Genomic DNA, 20,476 nt, shown 5'->3' on the forward strand with positions numbered 1-20,476 from the left:
ATATTAATGATTATTCTTTCAAATTTGATTATCTAAACGATTACAGAGTAGAGTTTTTAGGTTTCAATAAGAAATCTTTTCTCATCAATTATTCAAAAGAGCATTTAGTTCAAAGAGGAAATCCTGTTTTAAAATTTCTTGATCTTGAAAAAATAAATCTACTTCCTGAAAAGGAATTTCAGCCCAACAATTCAGACTATATAGCCATTCATGCTGGAGCTGATTTTATTGGTAGAAGGTGGCCAGTAGAGAATTTTAAATCTATAATTAAATTTCTTCTTATGGAATTTAAAGATTCCATAAAACAAGTATACTTATTAGGTGGTAACCAAGATTATCAAATCAATGAACAAATTTCTGAAAACATTCAACATTGTATCAACATAGCTGGAAAAAGAACATTAAAAGAAGTATGTTATTTGATTCAGGGAGCACGCTATTTTATTGGAAATGATAGTGGACCTCTTCATATGGCTGCTTTTTTAGGAATTCCAGTTATTGGTTTTTATGGTCCAAATTTACCTGAAATATCAGGACCCTATACAGAAAAAAGAAAAGTGTTCTTCAAAAAATTTGATTGTAATCCATGTAATCAAAAATCATGTAATATAAATTATCAATGTATCAAATCGAATTCAGTTAAAGAAGTTACTGAATTCTTAGAAGAATTGGAGAATTGAAATGAAAAAAATAAAGGTATTACACACTATTACTCGACTTATTGTAGGTGGAGCACAAGAGAATACTATTTTAAGTGCACAACTATTGGATAAAGAAAAATTCGATGTTGATGTGTTATGCGGAATTCAAACTGGTCCTGAAGGATCGCTTTTTGAATTTGCTGCTTCAAGAGGAGTTGAACCATTAATATTTAAAAATTTAGTTAGAGAAATCAATATTTTTAAAGATATAAGACATTTTTTTGAAATGATAATCTTTCTAAAAAAAAATCATTATGATATTATACATACTCATAGTTCTAAAGCTGGGATAATCCACAGATTTGCTGCCAAAATAATGAAAGTACCAATAATAATCCATACAGTTCACGGTTGGAGTTTTCATGAACATATGTCTTGCTGGAAAAGAAAAATTTACATTTACCTGGAAAGAGTAGCAGCAACTTATACCAATAAAATGATTACTGTAACAGAACTGGATATAAAAAAAGGATTAGATGTTGATATTGGATCAAAAGAAAAATACAAAAATATTCATAGTTCTATTGAGATAGATCGCTATAAGGAGCCAATAAGAGATATAAAAGATATTAAAAAAGAACTAAATTTAAATCCAAATAATATCATTGTTGGTACGGTTGCTCGGTTGAGTGAACAAAAATCTCCATTAGATTTTATGTGTGTAGCCAAAGTAGTTTGTAGTAAATATGATAACATTCAATTTCTTTATGTTGGAGATGGAGAGCTTAGACCTATAGTTGAAGAATTTATTAACGATAATAATTTAGAAGATAAAATTATCTTAACTGGATTACGATTAGATGTACCTGATATGCTTGCTGTTATGGATATTTTCATATTAACTTCATTATGGGAAGGTCTTCCCAGGGTTTTTTCTCAATCAATGGCAGCAAAATTACCAATTATTGCAACTAAAGTAGATGGTGCTCCAGAGGCAATAAATGATGGATTGAATGGTTTCATGACAACTCCTGGAAAACCAATGGAAATTGTAAAAGAACTGGAAAAGTTGATAAATGATGAAACATTAAGAAAAAAAATGGGAAATGAAGGTTTAAAAATTGCAGAAGAATGTTTTTCTGTAGAATCAATGATAAGAGATATTGAAGATGCATACAATTCTTTATTAAATAATTTGGATTAATCTATGACCATCCTCACTATCATCGGAGCTCGACCACAATTCGTTAAAGCTGCAGCTGTTAGTCGCGAGGTCGCCAAGCATCCTGAAATTAAAGAAATTATAGTTCACACCGGCCAGCATTTTGATGCCAATATGAGCAAAATATTTTTCGATCAAATGCAGATTCCGAAACCTGATTACAATCTTGAGATCAACAGTCTTTCTCATGGAGCAATGACTGGCAGAATGATTGAGAAAATCGAAGAAGTTTTATTGAAAGAAAAACCGGATTGGGTGCTGGTTTATGGAGATACAAATTCAACGATTGCCGGCTCTTTGGCAGCAAAAAAACTTCATATCAAAGTTGCACATGTAGAAGCGGGATTACGTTCTTTCAATCGAAAAATGCCGGAAGAGATAAATCGTATTTTAACTGATAAAATTAGCGATTTGCTGCTTTGTCCGACCGATACGGCAGTAAAGAATCTTGAGGTTGAAGGAGTTGGAAAAAATTCGCTGGCAAAGATCGTGAAATGCGGTGATGTAATGCAGGATGCTGCCATGTTCTATGCCGATCTTGTTCAGAAACCAGATTTTGAACTATCTTCTGAATTCGTATTGGCAACAATTCATCGAGCAGAGAATACGGATGATCCAATTCGGTTAAAATCGATTTTTGGATCATTAAGTAAAATTTCCCAAGAAATTCCAATAATATTACCGCTTCATCCTCGAACAAAGAAAATAATAGCTGATTCACAACTCACAACTCAAAACTCGCAACTTATCATAATCGATCCGGTTGGATATCTGGAGATGATTTATTTATTGAAGAATTGCAAACTTGTGATGACCGACAGTGGTGGCTTGCAGAAAGAAGCGTTCTTCTTTCACAAACCCTGCGTAACTCTCCGAGATGAAACGGAATGGGTGGAATTGGTTGAGAATAATTTCAATAAAATTGCAGGAAGTGATTTTACTAAAATATTGAATGGATTTAACGAAATGAAAAATCGCGATTTGGATTATAATGTTAATCTTTATGGAAATGGAACAGCAGCGGAAAAAATAATTCAGGAACTTGAACTATTCGAAGTATTATCTTACAAATAACTAAACAATAACCCCAAACACAAAAACGCCGATCAGATTTCTCCGATCGCTTTTATTATGGCGTTCCGGAGAAAGCGTAAATAAAAGAAAACCTTCGGGATGAACAAGTCAGCTGCGACGGGACTTCCCGATTTTCGACTTCCATAATTTAGAAAACAAATTTAATTTTTATCTTGACGATTTGTAGTTCAAAATTTTCGTTGACCAGTGTTCAGTCAGTGAACGATGGAATGTTAGTGGAAAGGAGATGGAAATGAATAAGCGAAAAGAGCAAAAAGAGAATACAATCGCTGATATTTTACGTGTTTCTCAAGAACTTTTCCATAAACAGGGTTATGAAAAAACCAGCATTCATAATATTGCCGAACAGTGTGGTCTTTCCAAGGGTGCCCTCTATCACCATTTCAAATCCAAGGAAGAAGTTTTAAAAACTATATGCTATCGACATTATGTGAAATTGAAAGAAACATTCCTTCCTATAGCTAAAGATAAGCAGGCTACTTTATTAGAAAAAATGAATAGAATTATGACAATTGCCCGAAATTCTCAAATGAATAATGCTGCTGCTACTTTCTCTAAAAAAGAATCATCAGAATCAAGCGGAATAGAAAACGCAGCTTTAAGTAAACTTTTTGATTCCTACAATGAAAGGATCTATATTGAAATTTTTGCTCCGATCTTTGCAGAAGGAAAAAGAAAAAGAGAATGTAATTTCCCATGTTCAGCTGAAGCAATGGCTGTTTTCATACATAGCCTGGATACAGGAACAAGTGAACAACTTAATCGTATTCTACACGAAGAGGATTTAGATTCTGCAGAAGAACGGATAAAAGATATTGCAAACGGTTTCATTTTTGCTTTGTCACAACTTCTTGATATTGATGAAAAAACTCTTTCGGAAGCCACCTTAATGGACAAGATGGTTAAACAGTATATAGAAATTCTAAATAATAAAAAATAGAAAAAAAAAGGAGATGTTATCATGAAAAAAAATCACTGGATATCGTTAATAATTATACTTACATTAACGATACCGTTAGTTGCTCAAAACGAAATTGAGGAAAAGGGGATCAATTATATTCCATTAGTAAAATATGATTTCCTTTCTTTAGATGCACAAAATATTCATTCACCCGGTTGTGGCTTAGTGATTATGAGCAAGAATACAATGTTTGTGGGACTTTATACTCAACATAAATTTGAAAAGTCTCTTAGGTTGGATTATCCTGCAACATATCATTCTATTGATATCCTATTTGATGCCAGTAAAGGTCGACATCAATATCTGGGAATTTTCAAAAGCGAATCCGATCAACCGGTTTATGGCGGTTTACATACTTTTCAAGCTTCTGCGGCATACGGATATGAATTAATTCAAAAGAAGAATCTTTCACTTGTGCTTGGTGGTGGGATTGCGGTTAGTGATTTCGGAATTGAGGTTTCAGATGGTAAACCTTTACCGGTTATACCTGTACCGCTTATCCGGGCAAAATATGAATCACAATTTATTAAAACAAAATTTGAATTTTTAACAGGGCCTAATTTTGATCTTACAATTGGACCCCAAAGTCAATTTAGATGGGTGAATGAATGCAGACTGGATCAGTTTAGAGATAGTAGAGATCTAATCTTCGAAAGTACATTGAATTATCGGTTTTTCCCAATAGATCATCAAATGGGTGATTTTGCAGGTATTGCAGTGGGTATAAAAAACGATAATTATGGGGCTTTCGATCTGGGAGAACATAATAAGAACTATCCAGAAGATGAAGAAACATTTGAAACACATTACAATTCTGTTTTTGGAGTGCTTGATCTTACTCTCTTAAAAATAACAGGAGGATATGCCTTTAACGGTAGAGAATTGTACCGTGAAGAAGATACTGAAGATACTGGGGAAGGCTACTTTTTATCAATAGAAGGAATGTATCAGTTTTAATAAAGAGGTTATGAAATTATGCAAAAAATAATGAAAATATTACTTATCCTTATTTCTTTGAATTTTGGAATGGCATTATATCCGCAAAACTCAGATCGATCAGCTGCTTTGAAAACAGAATTTCAAAGAGAACTCGCATCTCTATATGAGCAATATGATTTTCCCGGTGCTACAGCTGCTTATATCTTACCTGACGGCTCAGTTGAAACCTTTGCAGTAGGTTATGCTGATGTTGAAAATAACCTGAAAATGAAACCGGGATCAAGAATGTTGGCAGCAAGTATAGGAAAGACGTTTGTCGGGGCAACTGTGCTGGCACTTGCTCAGGAAAAAGTTCTAAGCCTTGATGATCCCATATCCAAATGGTTAAGTAACGAGCCCTGGTTCTCAGATCTTCCCAATCACAACGAGATTACAATTCGTCAGCTTCTTAATCATACATCGGGAATAGGAAACCATGTTTATGAAGAAGCTTTTGCAGAGGCTTTCAAAAAAAACTGGCAGACAGGCAAGAATCCATTTACACCTGAAAAATTGATTTCCTATATTCTGAAAAAAGAACCTTTATTTCAGCCTGGAAAGGGATGGTCTTACAGCGATACCGGCTACATTATAACTGGATTGATCATTGAAAAAGTTACCGGCAACAGTTATTATCAGGAAGTCAAAGATAGATTTCTTGAGCCGCTGAATTTAGCAAAAACGGAACCGTCAAATTCTCTTGAATTAGAGAATCTCGCTGCAGGATATATGGCAGCTGACAACAGCTTCAATCTGCCAGCTAAAACAACTGGTGAACCTGAAGTTATGGTATGGCATCCGGGTATTGAATGGACAGGTGGCGGATTGATAAGCAATCCTGGTGATCTGGTTATCTGGGGCAAATCCTTGTATGAAGGAAAGGCAATGAAAGGTAACTATACAGAAGAACTTCTGAAATTCGTTCCTGTAAGTACTGAATCTCAAGATACTCAATATGCGATTGCCGTAGCTCTTTATAAGAGCGATGAATTTGGAAACGTATACGGGCACAGCGGCTGGATACCGGGCTACAGTTCAAAGCTGCGTTATTATCCTGAGTATAAGACAGCTATAGCCTTTCAGATCAATACAGATATCGGCATAGTCGATGATTCAACAAAGCTATTTGAAGAAATGGAAGCTAATTTAGCTGTAACTGTTATTAAACACATAAAAAAATAAAAAAAAGTGGAGAGAAAATGAAAAACAAAAACCAAGAATTTAGAGCAAATTTTAGAAAAAGAGTTTATGATCTTAAACTCAGAAGGAGTAATTATGAACAATAGTGAATCTATGGAAAACCGTAAAAAACTGTCAGCCGTTTCTCTGGTGCCTTTCTTCCTTATTACCTTTGTTATTGCCTGGGGCGTTCTGGGACTATACGTCTTTTATAACGAAGGTATGACAAAGGTATTCGGGCAGTTGAGTGGAACGCATCCACTGTTCTTTCTTGCAGTCTGGGCTCCTGCTATAGCAGCCTTTGCTGTTATTACAATAAAACAAGGCTTTTCAGGTCTAAAGCGTTTCATTGCGCGAATTAAAATATTCAAGTGTAGTGTGAGCTGGTGTCTGTTTATATTTGTTGCCATTCCACTTGTCTTTTATGTAGGAGCAGCTATAAAGGGAACCCTTTTCACAGAGCCATTTCCGATTTCGGGAGGTATATTGTCAATATTGACTGCCTTGATTTTATCTGTAATCATGGGTCCTATTGAAGAGTTCGGTTGGCGGGGTTTTGCCCTTCCTTTGATGCAGAGACATATCGCTCCTTTATGGGCTGGGATAATACTCGGTTTTATCTGGGGAATATGGCATCTTCCTGCATTTTTGATAAGTGGAACTCAGCAGAGTGCCTGGTCGTTCGCACCCTTTTTTCTTGGCACTATCGCGATAAGCGTGCTTGCAACGGCACTGTTTAATGCATCCAAAGGAAGTATTTTATTAGCTGCTATATTGCATTTTCAGTTCATGAATCCCATCTGGCCGGATGCTCAGCCCTACGATTCATATTTATTAATAGTTGTCACTGCAGTTGTAGTATGGCTCAACCGGAAAACAATGTTTACGCGAAGTGGCTCAATTACAACTGTAGTTTCTGAAAGTGATTTGAATAACGGGTGATGCTTTAAATAAGATAATTAGGTTTACTCTGGCAACCTAGTTATCATTTTTTGAAATTTTAGGTGTCACTTTTTAAGTGTAAAACATAATAACTAAAAAGAGACACCCAAGACTTCAACGTGAAAAAACGATCGAAAATTCGGTTTTCTTATTAGTAGTTATTAAGAAAATAGAAAACAATTATTTTATCATCGGTTATGATGGTATGATAAAATTTTAAAATAAAACCGTAGAGAATCTTTTTTTGATACTAAAGATGAAGAAGTGCAAGATATTCTATATGTATTTAAATGCAAAAAGGATACAGAATTCTGCATCCTTTTTGTCGCAATAAGTTGTTTTTTATGGATTAGGGGGTTACACTAACCAGATCTTCAAATCCAGAATCCCCTTCAACAGCAATTGCTCTAAGTAATCCAACACCTGCTGCATAGAATTTGTGTTCAACGACTCCAGGTTCAAGGGGAGTCCATTCAGCGATTTGCAGGCAATTTTCGAAGGTACCATAAGGAACAGTTACTGTTTCAGACAAGCTGATTATCTGGCCGCAATCCTCAGCTTCATCTTCATAATATTCCTGCCGATACCAAGTTCCAACAATTGGTTCAGCCATCATAATTATACCTGGCAAAGCACCATCTACTCCAGCTTCCCAGGAACCATGTGTACTAACGACTTGACTGTCTTCGATCTCTTCCGAGTATTCTCCAAAATACCAGATATTGCCATCCAGGTCTTGAGCATACCAATCATCAGTATCTTCAACCATTTCACCATTTTCATATTCTACAGCTCTAACCACGATACAGGTTACACCCATTATCACTACAGTTGAATCAGTTACGAATTCATCCACAACCACAGGTTCACCATCTTCATTTTCTCCTTCATAATGCATAGTTGAACCTACGTCAAGAGGATAAAAGGCATTTCCAGTAATATTATCAGTAAAATTTGCCGGATCAATATCAACATTATAGGGTTGGTCACTTGGATTGGTTGGACTTGTAGGACACTCATCATCACAACATCCTGATAAGATGAATAGTGTTGTCAGGATCAGTATTATTGTTATACTAGATCTCATTACATCCTCCTTAATCATCCTTTTCTTCATTTGTTTGATCGTCTTCACTTTCCAATTCGATTTCACCTTCGTTGGAAATTTCGATTACTACATTTTTTCCATCCATTGTACCCTCAATCTCATAAAAGATTTCTCTAATTTCTTCTACTTCTACGACCTGAAGTCCAGGATATTTCTCCTTCAGAATTTTTTGAGAGATTTCAGGGATAGCATCTAACTCGATTTCTTTCTTGATCTCTACTAAAGTTCCATCCTGAGTGAAGATGTAACTGATTTCGAGATCACCTTCTTCGATAGAGATTTCGTAACAGGAAATACTCTCAGATTCTTCTTCCATTTCGATTTCCAGGATCATATCAATTTCTGCTAAATCTTCAAAAGATCTCTGCACGGGTTGGGGAAGTTCTGCAAAACTAATCATATCAGAATCTTCCGATTCATCTGCAGCTGTAAATGCAGAAATTAACAATACAGCAAGTAAAACGAGACACTTCAAATATTTCATAAGCCCTCCAGATATTCTTAAGATTAGAATAACGATAATATCTTAAATCACCATTAATATAAAATTAAAACTCTATGTAAATGTGATTATAAATAGAAGCTAATTGATTGATAAACTAGAAGTTATAATAACCTGATAAATAATTGTAAAAAATTAAAATAAGTTAATCATTATTAATTGGTGCTATCAACGTAAAAATACAGCCCAAGGGTGACGAGTTCTTCAGTTTGATGGTGATTTTATGTAACTCAGCGATCTTTTTTGCTAAAGCCAGACCTAAACCGGAACTTTTCGACTTTGTGGGTTGGAACATATCATCAATACGGAAAAATCTTTCAAATATTTTATCTTGAAATTCTTTGCTTACTCCCGGTCCGCTGTCTTGAACATTGATCTTTATTTTATCTTTTTCTTGATTACAGAAAATCGTGATTTTTCCATTTTTAGGAGAATATTTAATAGCATTTTCCAGAATATTACTGAATAGCCTGATCAGAAGAGTTTTATCTCCATAAATGCTGAAAGAAGGTATTTCTCGAATTTCTATACTCTGATTTTTCTGGGTAGCCAGACAATGTAGATTTTCAAATGTTTCCAATATCAACTCATTCAGATCTACAGCTTCAAATTCTGGTAATTGGCGAGAAGCATCAAGGTTCGCCAGCAGCAGCAGATTATCAATTATCGCCTGCAGTTTAATCACTTCTTCTACTAAGCTATTCAAGGTTCTTATATATTCTTCTTTTGATCTGGAGTGACGCAGGATCACTTCTATTTCACCCCTTATAACGGTTAAAGGTGTTTTAAGCTCGTGCGAAACATCAATAGAAAACTGCTTCGTTAAAATGAATGATCTTTCTAATCGATCAATAAGGTTATTGAAGGTTTCTATCAATTTTCCAATTTCATCTTTTCCGCTTATGGACTTTATTCTTAAACTAAAATCTTTAGCGGTTATCTTATTCACGTCTTCCACAATATTGGTTACAGGTTTGAAGGCAGTTTTTATCAAAAAATACCCAAATATGGAAAGGATTAGTAAAAAAAGCGGTGAAGCTATCATTAAACTTGTGAAAATTCGTTTTAAATCATTATGAAAATTATTAGTAGTTTCTGCAATCTGCAGTACAAATTTGTTTCCCAGATGATCCGTGATGTAGAGGTTGATCAGTATTAATTCCTGTGATTTTTCGAAATAGTATTCATTCTTGGATGATTTATTTCTTATTACTTTCTGCACCAGCTCGGAATTAGCCGGTATTTTCATATTTTCATTCAAATGTGATCTGGCAATAATAACAGGCTTTTCAGTATCCTGTACATCCAGAAGCTGCGCAATATGCCCCATAGATTCTATCAGTTCTGCCGTTTCTACTGGAAAAAGCTCAGAGATATTAGATATTTCGTCTTCATATTCAATATCATCTTCAATGAGTTTCCCGGAAATATCCTGTTTAAATATCTCTCCTGTAATGATAGAACAACTGCTTAAAAGTAAAGACTCAATATTATTAAGTAAATTGTTTTTAAAACTCAGAAAAATAAGAAGATCGAATAGAATAATAATAATCACGACTGTAGCAGTAAAAAAAATAGTTAAACGAACACGAATTGAATAGTTTTTCAAAACGGTTTACTTGTCTTTTAAAATATATCCCCTGCCACGCAGAGTATAAATGAGTTTATGAGCGTTATTATCATCTATTTTTTTACGAAGATGGTGGATATAAACATTTACTACATTTGTAAACAATTCTGAATTCATATCCCAGACATGTTCGATTATCTGAGTTTCTGTTACTATCTTATTCTTATTCCTCAACAGAAATTCCAGCAATCCGTACTCTCTGCCAGATAGAAAAATCTCTTTTCCCGCCCGAAATACTCTTCTGGAGCTTATATCCAATTCCAAATCTACAGCGGATAAAACTTGAGTATGATATTCCTGTGATCTTCTTAATAATGCTTGAATGCGAGCCAATAATTCATCGAAAGAGAAAGGTTTGCTTAAATAATCATCCGCTCCGGTTTGCAGTCCTTTCACCTTGTCTTCTATAGATACCTTTGCTGTTAAAATAATAATTGGTGTGTTTTTTTGATTATCTCTGATTTCCCGGCAGATTTCTAAACCGTTCTTCTGAGGCAGCATGATGTCTAAAATTATCAGATCATAGTCAATGACCAAAGCCCAATACAGGCCGTCATCTCCATTGTGAAAAATATCAATTGCGTAGTTTTCTTCCTGCAGGCCTTTGGCTATAAAACCAGCAATTTTTTTATCATCCTCAACCAATAAAATTCTCATTTAAATCTTCCTCACTAAAATAAACAAATTTCAAGCTCAAATTTGACAAGCAAAATATGAGCTTACTGCAATTATTAAAATTTTCTATCTCCCTGCTACATTTAGAAAATTAGTCTTTTTCTTCAAATACTTAGCAATGATAAATCCGATGGTCACAAATAAAAACGAAAATGCAATAATCATATTTATATGACTGCTTTTGCCTATCAATTTTCCAACAACGTCGAAAAAGAAAAAAATACAGAATAAGGCAAAAATGCCATCAGCTTCTTTTTTAATGACCTTTTTCCAGATAAATGACTTTGATGGTTTTACATATGATCTAAACTTTGGAATAAAAGCTGGAGTTTCTTCTGACCAATTCACAAAATCCACTCCGAATTTGCGATTTAAAAATTGTTCCTCAGCATACATGATCCTTTCGTAGTAAATCCAAAATAACAAACAAAAAGTAATGATAAACCATAAATGCCCGGTTAACAAACAAATTCCAAAATAGATTAAGAAATTACCCAGGTATAAAGGGTGACGTACCAATGAATATATCCCTGTCTTATTCAAGCTTTGTGCTACTTGTTTTTTTGTATTTCTACCAGAGGTTCTTTTTGGAGTATAGCCAACCGTATATATTCTCACGAAAATACCTAAAAGACTAATGAAAAGACATAAATATTGATAATAAAACTTAAATTTTGTAACTTCTGTATTTAAATTATCAGGGAGAATTTCATTTCTAAAATATAGGACAATACCAATAGCTAAGATTATTATCGGCAAATAGCTCCTGTTAGAAAACAACCAATTACCCTGTGTTTCAAGTTCTTTTCGTAAACACATATCGTATACCTTTTCCTATCATAAACTGTAACCTAATTTCAGATAACACTCTACAGTCATTGTTTTTGGTTTCTTGATGTTCGCATTCATATTATTCCTCCTTCATATTTTTTATATCACGAAAACTGAACTTCACACTTGGGATAATAACCTGCTTATATTAAAAGAAGATTAAGAAAAAATTATATTCCTTTAATTTCAGTGATAAGAATCGGTTGTTATTACATAAAAACTCGTTGTATTGCTGCAGGTTAAGAGAGTTATAATTTAACTGAGTAGAGTAGTGTTAACAAATTAATAATTTTTCATATTAACAGAAAAGTATTGAGATAAACAAAGCATCATTCTTACATTTCATTCATTTATTATTTATGGAGTCTACCAAATATTTGAAGGAATCAGGTATTGAAATTTGAACTTTGTAATATGAAATTAAGGAAGAACTGCAATCACTTGAAGTAAAACTATGAAGAACTGCAATCACTTGCAGTTTGGGACTGTAAATAGCTTTAAATGTCTATAAAATGAATTGATAGCTGATTGAGAAGTGGTTTACATAATGTTAAAATTGAAATCATGCTGTCACTTTTTGAAATTTAATAAAAAGAGACACCCAAGACTTCAACGGGAAAAAACGATTACCCGATAGCGCAACTCTTTAGTTTACTAATTGATAACTCGCTTTTTCAGTCGTTTTTTCAAAACTTCAATTTGCAGGTTTTTAGGGTAGTTCCTTATCAGAACGAATCCATCTTTGCGGTCTTTTTAGGGAGCTTCTCTGTCTCCTAAATGCCTTTATCTATTAGGTTTATCAAATGCTTACTCGTTTAGGGATGAGCAAAACGCTGCACAACCCTACCGTTTTTACGCTTTTTCGCTTTTTCACTTTCTGAAAAAACGGTTTTTCAGGGAGAAATGAAAAAACGGTGAAAAAACGATCGAAAATTCGATTTACTAATTCGAAATTTCATTCTGTTGGAAATGAAAATCCGAAAGCTGTTTCTGATCTTGGGAATTTGATAGTTCATCAACTTTCATAAATACAAATTCGTTTATAATTTTTATTGTTTCAAGCTCAAGGTGTGATTTTTTTCCTATTGAAGAATGAGAAACATCAATTTTAGCTTCTTCACCATTTTTGATTTCTGAAACCTTTATTGTGATTATTCGCATATATCCTCCTCTATATATAAGATGTAAAAGCGAATTTTATTGGGTAACATGAGGTTATAATTGTTTGCAAATAATGAAAATAGGATTGTATGTTTAAGGATTTGTTCGGTCTAAACTTAAGGCTTTCTATTGAGTATTTAACTCCAGAAACCAATAATCTCCGTAATTAATCCATTTGAAAGTATAGGACTTTTCTAAGGAGATACACGCAGGTTTTCCACCAATTGGAGTATTAATATCCACACCATTTATTATACTATGTCCATCAGAGATATCATAATCCCAACTTTTAGCTTGTTTAGATTCAGGGAATACAAAATTACGATGATCAGTCATAGCGAGAGCAACACCAAAATCAATATCGCATTTTTTAATGTAATTCTCTAATAACTCTAAATCCTGATAAACTCCAAATCTAAATAAATCCTGTGCACCACGTTTATTACCAGATGAAGCTAAAGTTTTGTAACATTTCATTTCGATTGCTACTTTTTTTGAAATTGCTTTTGTGTTGTATTTGACTAACACATCGATTTCTTTTGTTCGACCTTCTATTACAACTCCAGTTTCGAGTTCAAGTTCAAAGTTCTCGTCTTCACGAATACGTATTAATTCAAGACCTTGTTTTAAGTAATAAGCAAATTGTAGCTGTAATGAAGCTTCTTTATTGATGGGAATTATACCATTACCAATCTTTTTTACAAGTAATTCCCAGCTCCAGCTAATAATATCCAATACTCGCTTATCAATATTATTTTCAATTAATTCGGACTTTAATATAACATTATACTTTTCAATGAACTCCAGATAATGACTTCTTATGTTAGTTGATAATTCATACGTCAATGATTGATAAAGAATTCTTTCCCAAGAGATTCCAAAGAAATGGTTTTGATAAGCATCAATTAGAAATGATTTTTTAACATTGGCAACTGTATTAAAAATCTTCGTATTTGCTTCTGGATATAGAAAGATTACATAATTATCTTCATTTATATGAATTAAGTTTCTAAAAACCTGATAATTACTTAGAAACTTTTCAATAGTATGAAATTCGGATTTTAACGAATTTAAATGATGTTTATAGATATCGTTGAATTTCGTTCTGTATTTGATTGTGTTGTTAACTCTACCAAATCCATTTTCAGTATATTTAATTTCAAAGAAGAATTGTTTACCTGAATCAGTCTTAAAATAGAAATCAAAAGATGTTGGGGTTTGATTTTTATAATTATCTATCGAAGATTCTTTTTCAAATGTAACTGTATCGTAATTTATTGTTTCACCAGTAAATCCCAATATATCTAATATCAAATCTAACTTATTCTCATCAATTAGAGGATAAAAGAAATTAATGCACATAGCTTGAGAGGAATTCAAATGATTAAATCCATCGTGTAATTTTATTTTAGAGTATTTGCTTTTGAAGAAGTTGTCTCGATAGAATTTAATTACATTCAAATCTTGATGTGCCACATCTAAAATATGTGAATATTCAACACCTCGCCACAAGCCATCGGATATTGATGGAAACTTTTTCTTTTTATATGAACTCATTTTATCGATTATTTTTTTTTGATACATTCTTGAAATCTCCTTTCGATAAAGGATTACTTCTTTGTTGGCTTATTTACTCCACCGTAATTAGTAAACATTCCAGCAGCATCTTGAGGATTTCCAGTTTTCGCATATTTTTTTGCACTTTTAAGGAATCCAAGAATTCCCAATGCAATTCCTGCAGGTGGGCAAACTACAGTAACTCCAACGACAGCAGCAGTTCCAACTAAAGCTTTAGCAGCATCTTTCTTCTTCATTTTTCCCCCAGTGATTATGAATCTTTGAATAAAAGTAAACAGTCACCGAGTTCTTTTACATAATTAACATTCGCTAAATCAGGTATATCAGTCAAATCAACTGGGCTTGCATGTCCAGGAGAAGTTTGAATTAAATAAAATCCATTTTCATCTTTTCCTAATGGAGAACAATGATATCCATCCTCTACTTTATATGCAGCACTTACTAATGCTTTTTTTTCATCTAAAACTTTTGACATTTCAATTACATGTGCATTATTTTTAAGAGTACGGTATTTTATATTAACTACTGAATTTGAATAATATCGTAAATGATAATCTCTCATATGCTCATTATTTATGTTATATCTACAATTTTGTAAAAAAATACTTTCAGCTTCTGGCAGATTAGAAGCGGTAAATGATGAGTTAGTTTCATCATTAACAAATTTTATCATTATTTCATGAGGTTGTTTGCCATATAAATAACTCATAATCAAGCAATAACTAAATAAAATACAAGATCCTTGTGTTTGTTTTAACTTGAATTGATCAATATCTCTTGAAACCATAAATATCTCCTTTTAAACCACCCTAAACAACAAAGCCATCTCACCGAGTATCCTGAAGGTCTCCAGTTCGTATTCTTCTAAGACGATAACATCATATTCCTGGTTCAACGGTCTTAGAAGAACTCGCTTTTTCTCTTCATCAAGCTGTAGTTTCTTGAGTGTGATACCATCCGGTGTCTGACAGGCACATATTTTACCATTTAAGTTATGAATATCCGCTGATTCATGGATAACCACAATATCACCATCGGAAATTCTGGGTGACATACTATTTCCCATTACCCTAAGTGCGCAATAAGTTTTTTCCTGATCAGATAAATAGGCTCTGGGTATCTCAATATACTTCATAGGATCAGCATCGTGATTCTTAACAGGTTCTCCGGCAGCAATCTCTCCATAGATAGGGAAGGTGACGATTCGATTCTCAAAAGGATTGAGTCTGTAATTAAATACAGATCCGTTTCCTGATAACTCTTCCAGATTCTTCTTTTTGCCATCCTGATTTAACTTTCCATCAGCACCCGGAATGAACATTTCGCCCTTTCCGGTGATCAACCAATTAAGATTCAAGCCATACATTTCATTAATGCGAGCCATAGCAGGTGATGACGGTTTACTTGGCTTGGTTCGATTTACCCAATCGGAAACATTGCTCTGTGTTACTTCAATCGCCCTCGCAAACTCGGATTTCTTTATTCCAAGCACATTTATGAAGGCTACGAGCCTGTCTTTCATATCCATTTGATCTCCTTTTTAACTCCCTGTGGAGCTAAATTTCGCTATTGCAAGGAACTGCGAGTGTTGGCAGTTTTTCCTTGACTACATCGCATAGCTATAATTTCATAGCTTCGCATAAGACATAAGTTGCAACATTGCGAAGTATGTCAATAAAAAAAACAGGAGGTTCCGGTGAGATCACCTTACAAACCAGAAGAAATGAAAGCGGCAATGGCGCTTAAACGCTTTACTATAATAGCGTTAGCAAAAGAAATGAGTATTTCCCGAAGGACTCTCGATTATTTTCTAAATGGTGAAATGGGAATGAGTCGAGGAGAAGAATTGTTACAAAAATTGCAGCCTGAATTGGCTGAAATAGGCAAATTAACAAAGAAAATTAAGAGACGCAAGCTTCAACATTGCGAAGAGAGATGATTATGGAGTGCAGAGAACTAACTATCGAAGGGATACAATCAAGCTTTTCGGTCAGCCAATCCTCTGCTTATAGAATGACTAAGAGTGAAGGATGGGATTTTATAGCAAAGCCGCTTCCCAGAGGTGGTCGCAAAAAGTATTACCTCGTACCGGAGAAGCTGATACCGGAAAAGAAAACTAAACCTAAGAAAAAATCACTTCCTGAAGTTGTTAAAGCAGAAGTAGTGAAATATGACCCGACTATACCTGATTTGATTCCTGCTATTAAAATACCGGAGCATGAACTGTATCGAGCTCAATTAAAAGGTGCTCTATGCGATAAATTATTAGAAGCTATCGAAAGTACAGTAAGTAAAAGTAAAGCCATTGATGATATTGCCGAAGCTTATAATTCAGGTTACCTGTTACCTGAGTTATTAGCATTGGAAGGCAAACGCACAACTCGCACCTTTAGAATGTGGCTTAACACTTATGAAGAGAGTGAGAGAAATTTTAAAGTACTGACCAGATTATCCAGAGCATCCAATGGTATGAAGGCTACCGATCAGGAGCAAAACTTCCTGTTGGGTCTTCTTCTGGATGCCAATAAAATTAAAATCGGTTCTGCAATCAGAAAGCTGAAGCAGTTACATAGATTAAAGGTGATCGATTCACCAACCAGCTCAAGAGCATTACGCAGATGGGTAGAAACTTGGCGAGATGCTCATCTGCAGCAGTGGAACCTTCTGCGTAGAGGTAAGAAATATTCCAAAGACCACTATGTAATGAGTCTTCTGCGAGAAGAATGCTTAGAGGTTGGCGATGTCTGGGTAGCTGATGGTCATAAACTGGCATTTGATATTATCGATCCTGTCTCCGGAAAACCAAAACGTATGATGCTTATATTATTCTTTGATTGGGCATCACGTTATCCTGTGGGAGCTTCGATTGCCAATACAGAAGATTCAGAGCACATACTATTAGCTCTCCGAAATGGCATCATTCACTGGGGTGGCAGACCTAAGTTTGTTTATCTGGATAATGGGAAAGCCTTCCGAGCTAACCTGTTTCATGAGAAATGGGAAAACCATGATCTGGAGAAAGAGCTATGTGGCATCTTCCCAAGATTGGATATCGAAGTTGAATTTGCTAAAGCCTATAATGCCAGAGCTAAAGTAGTAGAGAGATTTTTCAGAACCTTCCAGGAAGATTTTGAGAGATACATGGCAACCTTCAGAGGTGCAAACATTGCCGATAAACCAGCTTTTCATATGCGTAATGAAGATTGGATACGATCACTGAGAAAACGGGAACCACTAACACTGGATCAGGCAAAGCAGCTCATGGCAGTTTACTTTCAGGAATTTTATGGCAGAACTCCACATGGCGGTCTGGCTGGTGTTGCGCCACTGGATGTATTTCAGAAAAATCCAGCACCGGAAGATCGCAGAATTGAACTATCTGAGCTTAACTTCATGATGCTTAAAGTAGAGCAGCGAACAGTAAAGGCAAACGGAGTCCAGCTTGCCAATATCCTCTTCTATCATGATTACCTGATGAGCTATGTCGGCAAGAAGGTTTACCTGCGTTATGATCTGATGGATATGAGATCTATTCTGGTATATGATGAGGATGAAAAACTGATCTGTCAGGCAATGGCTCGTAAATCCACTCATCCCTTTGTTAAGCTGGCAAAGGATAAACCGATGGCTCGCAAGACTTGGAAAAAACAACTGCAACACCAACGTAAACTGGAAAAAACACTGCAAGAAAGCTCTGCTGAGATACGCAAGCAGGTGGAAGATGCTACTTCCGAATTCATGCTGCCTCATATTGAAATGACCAAATCGATTTTTAATGATTCCGGACTGCTGATTCATAAACCAACCACCAATCCCAACTCGGAGCTGGATCAAATGGCAGAGAGGACAGCCAGCAATCTGATGAACGCAAAACCAATCACCAAAACCTCTGAAGAAGAGGGATTGGAGAACTTAGATAAAATGTTAAAGAAAATAGGAATAGAATAGGAGATCATTATGCGAGAATATTCACTTGCCCGTACCAGTAATGTTAGAAAAGCAGAAGAGTTATTTACCTATCTGCAGAAACGACCCAAAACAGAAATGGTTGGTCTGGGTCTGATCTACGGACCTCCCGGTCTTGGTAAAAGCAGATTTGCCAGACAGACAGCCATTCAAAACGATTACATCTACTTCCGGCTGGAAGCTACTATGACAGCTAAAGCCTTTGCTATTAAACTACTGGAGAGGATTCATCAGCATTTTGGGATGCAGTCCTTAAAGGTGAGAGGAACCGGCAGCGAGATTTTTTCCAGAGTTACCGACATTTTAGAGAATTACAATGATATCGTGATTGTAATTGATGAGATTGATTATGCTTTCAGATCTCAGAAGATATTGGGAAGTATTCGGGATATCGTTGATGAAACACTGACTACCATCGTTCTGGTAGGTATGACCGATGCTAAAAGCAAACTCTTAGCTCTGGATAGCCACTATTTTGATCGCTGCAATTTCTTCTGCGAATTCAAACCCATGACTAAAGATGATATCAAACTTCTTTGTGATGAGATCTGCGATGTTAAACTTACCGATCCGCTGGTGCAGCATTTATCAAAGAAAACCAAAGGTAATATCAGGAAACTGGTTAAATCCTTATACTCCATTGAGGATATAGCCAAGCAGAGAAACCTGACCACCATATCGCCTGAACACATGACAATGAGGAACTAAGATGAGATTATCCCAAACCAAGAAAGTAAAAAACTTTATAGATTTCTACGGCAAACCCTTCACCATTGATAATGTAACCGGAGAGACAGGTCTTACGCATATCCAGGCTCGCAAAGTTGTAGCCAAGCTGATGCATCTGGGTATGGTCAAAATTATCGCTACCGAAGGCAAACGCAGAATATATCTGAAGAATAAAGACTATGTTGAGAAAAATCCCATGAACAATTATGGTTATGAGATTGATTTTATTAAAGAGTTATCACGTCTTATCAAAACAGGTAACTATCACAGCCAGAGACAATTGGAAATGAAAATCGATGCAGAGAGAGGGAAGATATCACGCTATCTGGTAGCAATGGCATCTATTGGTATGATTACTATCGAAAACGATTATTACAAATTTAAAGCGGAGAAGGATTACCTGCTGGTCGGCAGCAAGGTAGATAAAGACATATTATTAAAATTCCGAGAAAAAAACAGAGCAGAAAGAGAGGTGAACATGGCAAGAAAGGAAAAGGTTTTAAAAGACGCATCAGGTCGAGAGTATCCTGCAAAGATTCTCGATCCTCAAATTGTAAAGCGGGATACACTGGTTAGTAGGGTAATGAGCAGAGCAGAACGTCTGCATGATAAAATAACCTATGAGAAACAGAAGTTAGCTGCTGATATCGACAAATATCTGCAGAAGACAGCAGAGCAGTATGGCGAGAATTGGAAAGGCAATGCGGAGCTGGTTTCCTTTGATGGTAAATACAAAGTGGAAGTCCGCAACCGAGAGAGAATTGAATTTGATGAGAAGCTGCAGGTAGCCAAGCAGAAAATTGATGAATGCCTCAAACGCTGGACAGAGGATTCCAACGTAAACCTGCAAGCTGTGATCAATGAAGCTTTCCAAGTAGATAAAAAAGGCGAGATAGCCAAACACAGAATCCTCGCCCTGAGAAAATACAACATCAAAGACAAAAACTGGAAACAGGCAATGGACATTATTGATGAAGCGATTCAGGTGACTTCCACCAAGCAGTATATAGCCTTCTACAAACGCAAATCACCTAACAAGCCATTTGAGCTGATCTCACTGAATTTCAGCGCAATATAGCTGTTAAGGGAAAATAATAATGAACTCCGAGTTTCCGGAGTGTTTCTCTTTGCGCTAAGGGAATATCATTGGCATACGTGGGCATCACTGTTTGACGCTGATGCCCATTTGCTTTATCTGAATACAGGAGAAGAAGAAAGATGCAGGTTTTTAATGAACAAAGATGCTACACACCACAGAGAGTTTCTGAAATACTCTCG

General features: G+C 35.2%; 21 protein-coding genes. 11 read left to right on the plus strand and 10 right to left on the minus strand.

Translation table 11 applies throughout. The features are described from left to right. The 7 genes from K9N40_09065 to K9N40_09095 all read left to right on the plus strand — a co-directional run. On the plus strand, positions 1–680 hold a 680-nt coding region (locus tag K9N40_09065; GenBank protein ID MCF7814616.1), incomplete at its 5' end, for a glycosyltransferase family 9 protein. 1 nt (position 681) lies between these two features. Next, positions 682–1,845: a glycosyltransferase family 4 protein gene (locus K9N40_09070; GenBank protein ID MCF7814617.1), complete on the plus strand. Its 1,164-nt coding sequence runs from the start codon at positions 682–684 to the stop codon at positions 1,843–1,845. Positions 1,846–1,848: 3 nt separating this feature from the next. Next, positions 1,849–2,937, plus strand: a complete 1,089-nt coding sequence (gene wecB / locus K9N40_09075; GenBank protein ID MCF7814618.1) for a UDP-N-acetylglucosamine 2-epimerase (non-hydrolyzing) — start codon at positions 1,849–1,851, stop codon at positions 2,935–2,937. Between the two features lie 253 nt (positions 2,938–3,190). After that, the gene (locus tag K9N40_09080) at positions 3,191–3,898 is read left to right on the plus strand and encodes a TetR/AcrR family transcriptional regulator (GenBank protein ID MCF7814619.1); all 708 of its coding nucleotides are present in this window, start codon (positions 3,191–3,193) and stop codon (positions 3,896–3,898) included. A gap of 21 nt (positions 3,899–3,919) precedes the next feature. Beyond that, positions 3,920–4,876, plus strand: coding sequence for a hypothetical protein (locus tag K9N40_09085; GenBank protein ID MCF7814620.1), 957 nt, complete (start codon positions 3,920–3,922; stop codon positions 4,874–4,876). A gap of 30 nt (positions 4,877–4,906) precedes the next feature. Then, complete coding sequence (locus K9N40_09090) at positions 4,907–6,079, plus strand: beta-lactamase family protein (GenBank protein ID MCF7814621.1); 1,173 nt, start codon at positions 4,907–4,909, stop codon at positions 6,077–6,079. A 93-nt stretch (positions 6,080–6,172) separates the two neighbouring features. Continuing rightward, positions 6,173–7,018: a CPBP family intramembrane metalloprotease gene (locus K9N40_09095; protein ID MCF7814622.1), complete on the plus strand. Its 846-nt coding sequence runs from the start codon at positions 6,173–6,175 to the stop codon at positions 7,016–7,018. Positions 7,019–7,367: 349 nt separating this feature from the next. Here the strand turns inward: K9N40_09095 and K9N40_09100 are convergent, their stop codons facing one another. From K9N40_09100 to K9N40_09145, 10 genes are all read right to left on the minus strand, one after another. Further along, the gene (locus K9N40_09100) at positions 7,368–8,105 is read right to left on the minus strand and encodes a hypothetical protein (GenBank protein ID MCF7814623.1); all 738 of its coding nucleotides are present in this window, start codon (positions 8,103–8,105) and stop codon (positions 7,368–7,370) included. 10 nt (positions 8,106–8,115) lie between these two features. Beyond that, a complete protein-coding gene (locus K9N40_09105) occupies positions 8,116–8,610 on the minus strand; it encodes a hypothetical protein (GenBank protein ID MCF7814624.1) in 495 nt (164 codons plus the stop codon). 163 nt (positions 8,611–8,773) lie between these two features. Continuing rightward, positions 8,774–10,237, minus strand: a complete 1,464-nt coding sequence (locus K9N40_09110; protein MCF7814625.1) for a HAMP domain-containing protein — start codon at positions 10,235–10,237, stop codon at positions 8,774–8,776. Positions 10,238–10,243: 6 nt separating this feature from the next. Continuing rightward, on the minus strand, positions 10,244–10,915 hold the full coding sequence (locus K9N40_09115) for a response regulator transcription factor (GenBank protein MCF7814626.1): 672 nt from the start codon (positions 10,913–10,915) through the stop codon (positions 10,244–10,246). An 84-nt stretch (positions 10,916–10,999) separates the two neighbouring features. Continuing rightward, complete coding sequence (locus tag K9N40_09120; protein MCF7814627.1) at positions 11,000–11,752, minus strand: isoprenylcysteine carboxylmethyltransferase family protein; 753 nt, start codon at positions 11,750–11,752, stop codon at positions 11,000–11,002. Between the two features lie 954 nt (positions 11,753–12,706). After that, the gene (locus tag K9N40_09125) at positions 12,707–12,925 is read right to left on the minus strand and encodes a hypothetical protein (GenBank protein ID MCF7814628.1); all 219 of its coding nucleotides are present in this window, start codon (positions 12,923–12,925) and stop codon (positions 12,707–12,709) included. 126 nt (positions 12,926–13,051) lie between these two features. After that, on the minus strand, positions 13,052–14,509 hold the full coding sequence (locus K9N40_09130; protein MCF7814629.1) for a hypothetical protein: 1,458 nt from the start codon (positions 14,507–14,509) through the stop codon (positions 13,052–13,054). 26 nt (positions 14,510–14,535) lie between these two features. Then, on the minus strand, positions 14,536–14,739 hold the full coding sequence (locus K9N40_09135; GenBank protein ID MCF7814630.1) for a hypothetical protein: 204 nt from the start codon (positions 14,737–14,739) through the stop codon (positions 14,536–14,538). 14 nt (positions 14,740–14,753) lie between these two features. Next, positions 14,754–15,290: a hypothetical protein gene (locus K9N40_09140; protein MCF7814631.1), complete on the minus strand. Its 537-nt coding sequence runs from the start codon at positions 15,288–15,290 to the stop codon at positions 14,754–14,756. 12 nt (positions 15,291–15,302) lie between these two features. Then, on the minus strand, positions 15,303–16,031 hold the full coding sequence (locus K9N40_09145) for a helix-turn-helix domain-containing protein (GenBank protein MCF7814632.1): 729 nt from the start codon (positions 16,029–16,031) through the stop codon (positions 15,303–15,305). Between the two features lie 168 nt (positions 16,032–16,199). Between K9N40_09145 and K9N40_09150 the strand changes: the two genes are divergently transcribed. The 4 genes from K9N40_09150 (at position 16,200) to K9N40_09165 (ending at position 20,276) form a co-directional block, all read left to right on the plus strand. Beyond that, positions 16,200–16,442, plus strand: a complete 243-nt coding sequence (locus K9N40_09150; GenBank protein ID MCF7814633.1) for a hypothetical protein — start codon at positions 16,200–16,202, stop codon at positions 16,440–16,442. A gap of 74 nt (positions 16,443–16,516) precedes the next feature. Next, positions 16,517–18,451, plus strand: a complete 1,935-nt coding sequence (locus K9N40_09155) for a Mu transposase C-terminal domain-containing protein (protein MCF7814634.1) — start codon at positions 16,517–16,519, stop codon at positions 18,449–18,451. 9 nt (positions 18,452–18,460) lie between these two features. Next, entirely contained in the window at positions 18,461–19,177 is a 717-nt protein-coding gene (locus K9N40_09160) for an ATP-binding protein (protein ID MCF7814635.1), read from the plus strand. A 499-nt stretch (positions 19,178–19,676) separates the two neighbouring features. Next, positions 19,677–20,276, plus strand: a complete 600-nt coding sequence (locus K9N40_09165; protein ID MCF7814636.1) for a DUF3164 family protein — start codon at positions 19,677–19,679, stop codon at positions 20,274–20,276. Positions 20,277–20,476: the final 200 nt, after the last annotated feature.

Source organism: Candidatus Cloacimonadota bacterium (assembly GCA_021734245.1).
Lineage (GTDB): Bacteria > Cloacimonadota > Cloacimonadia > Cloacimonadales > TCS61 > B137-G9.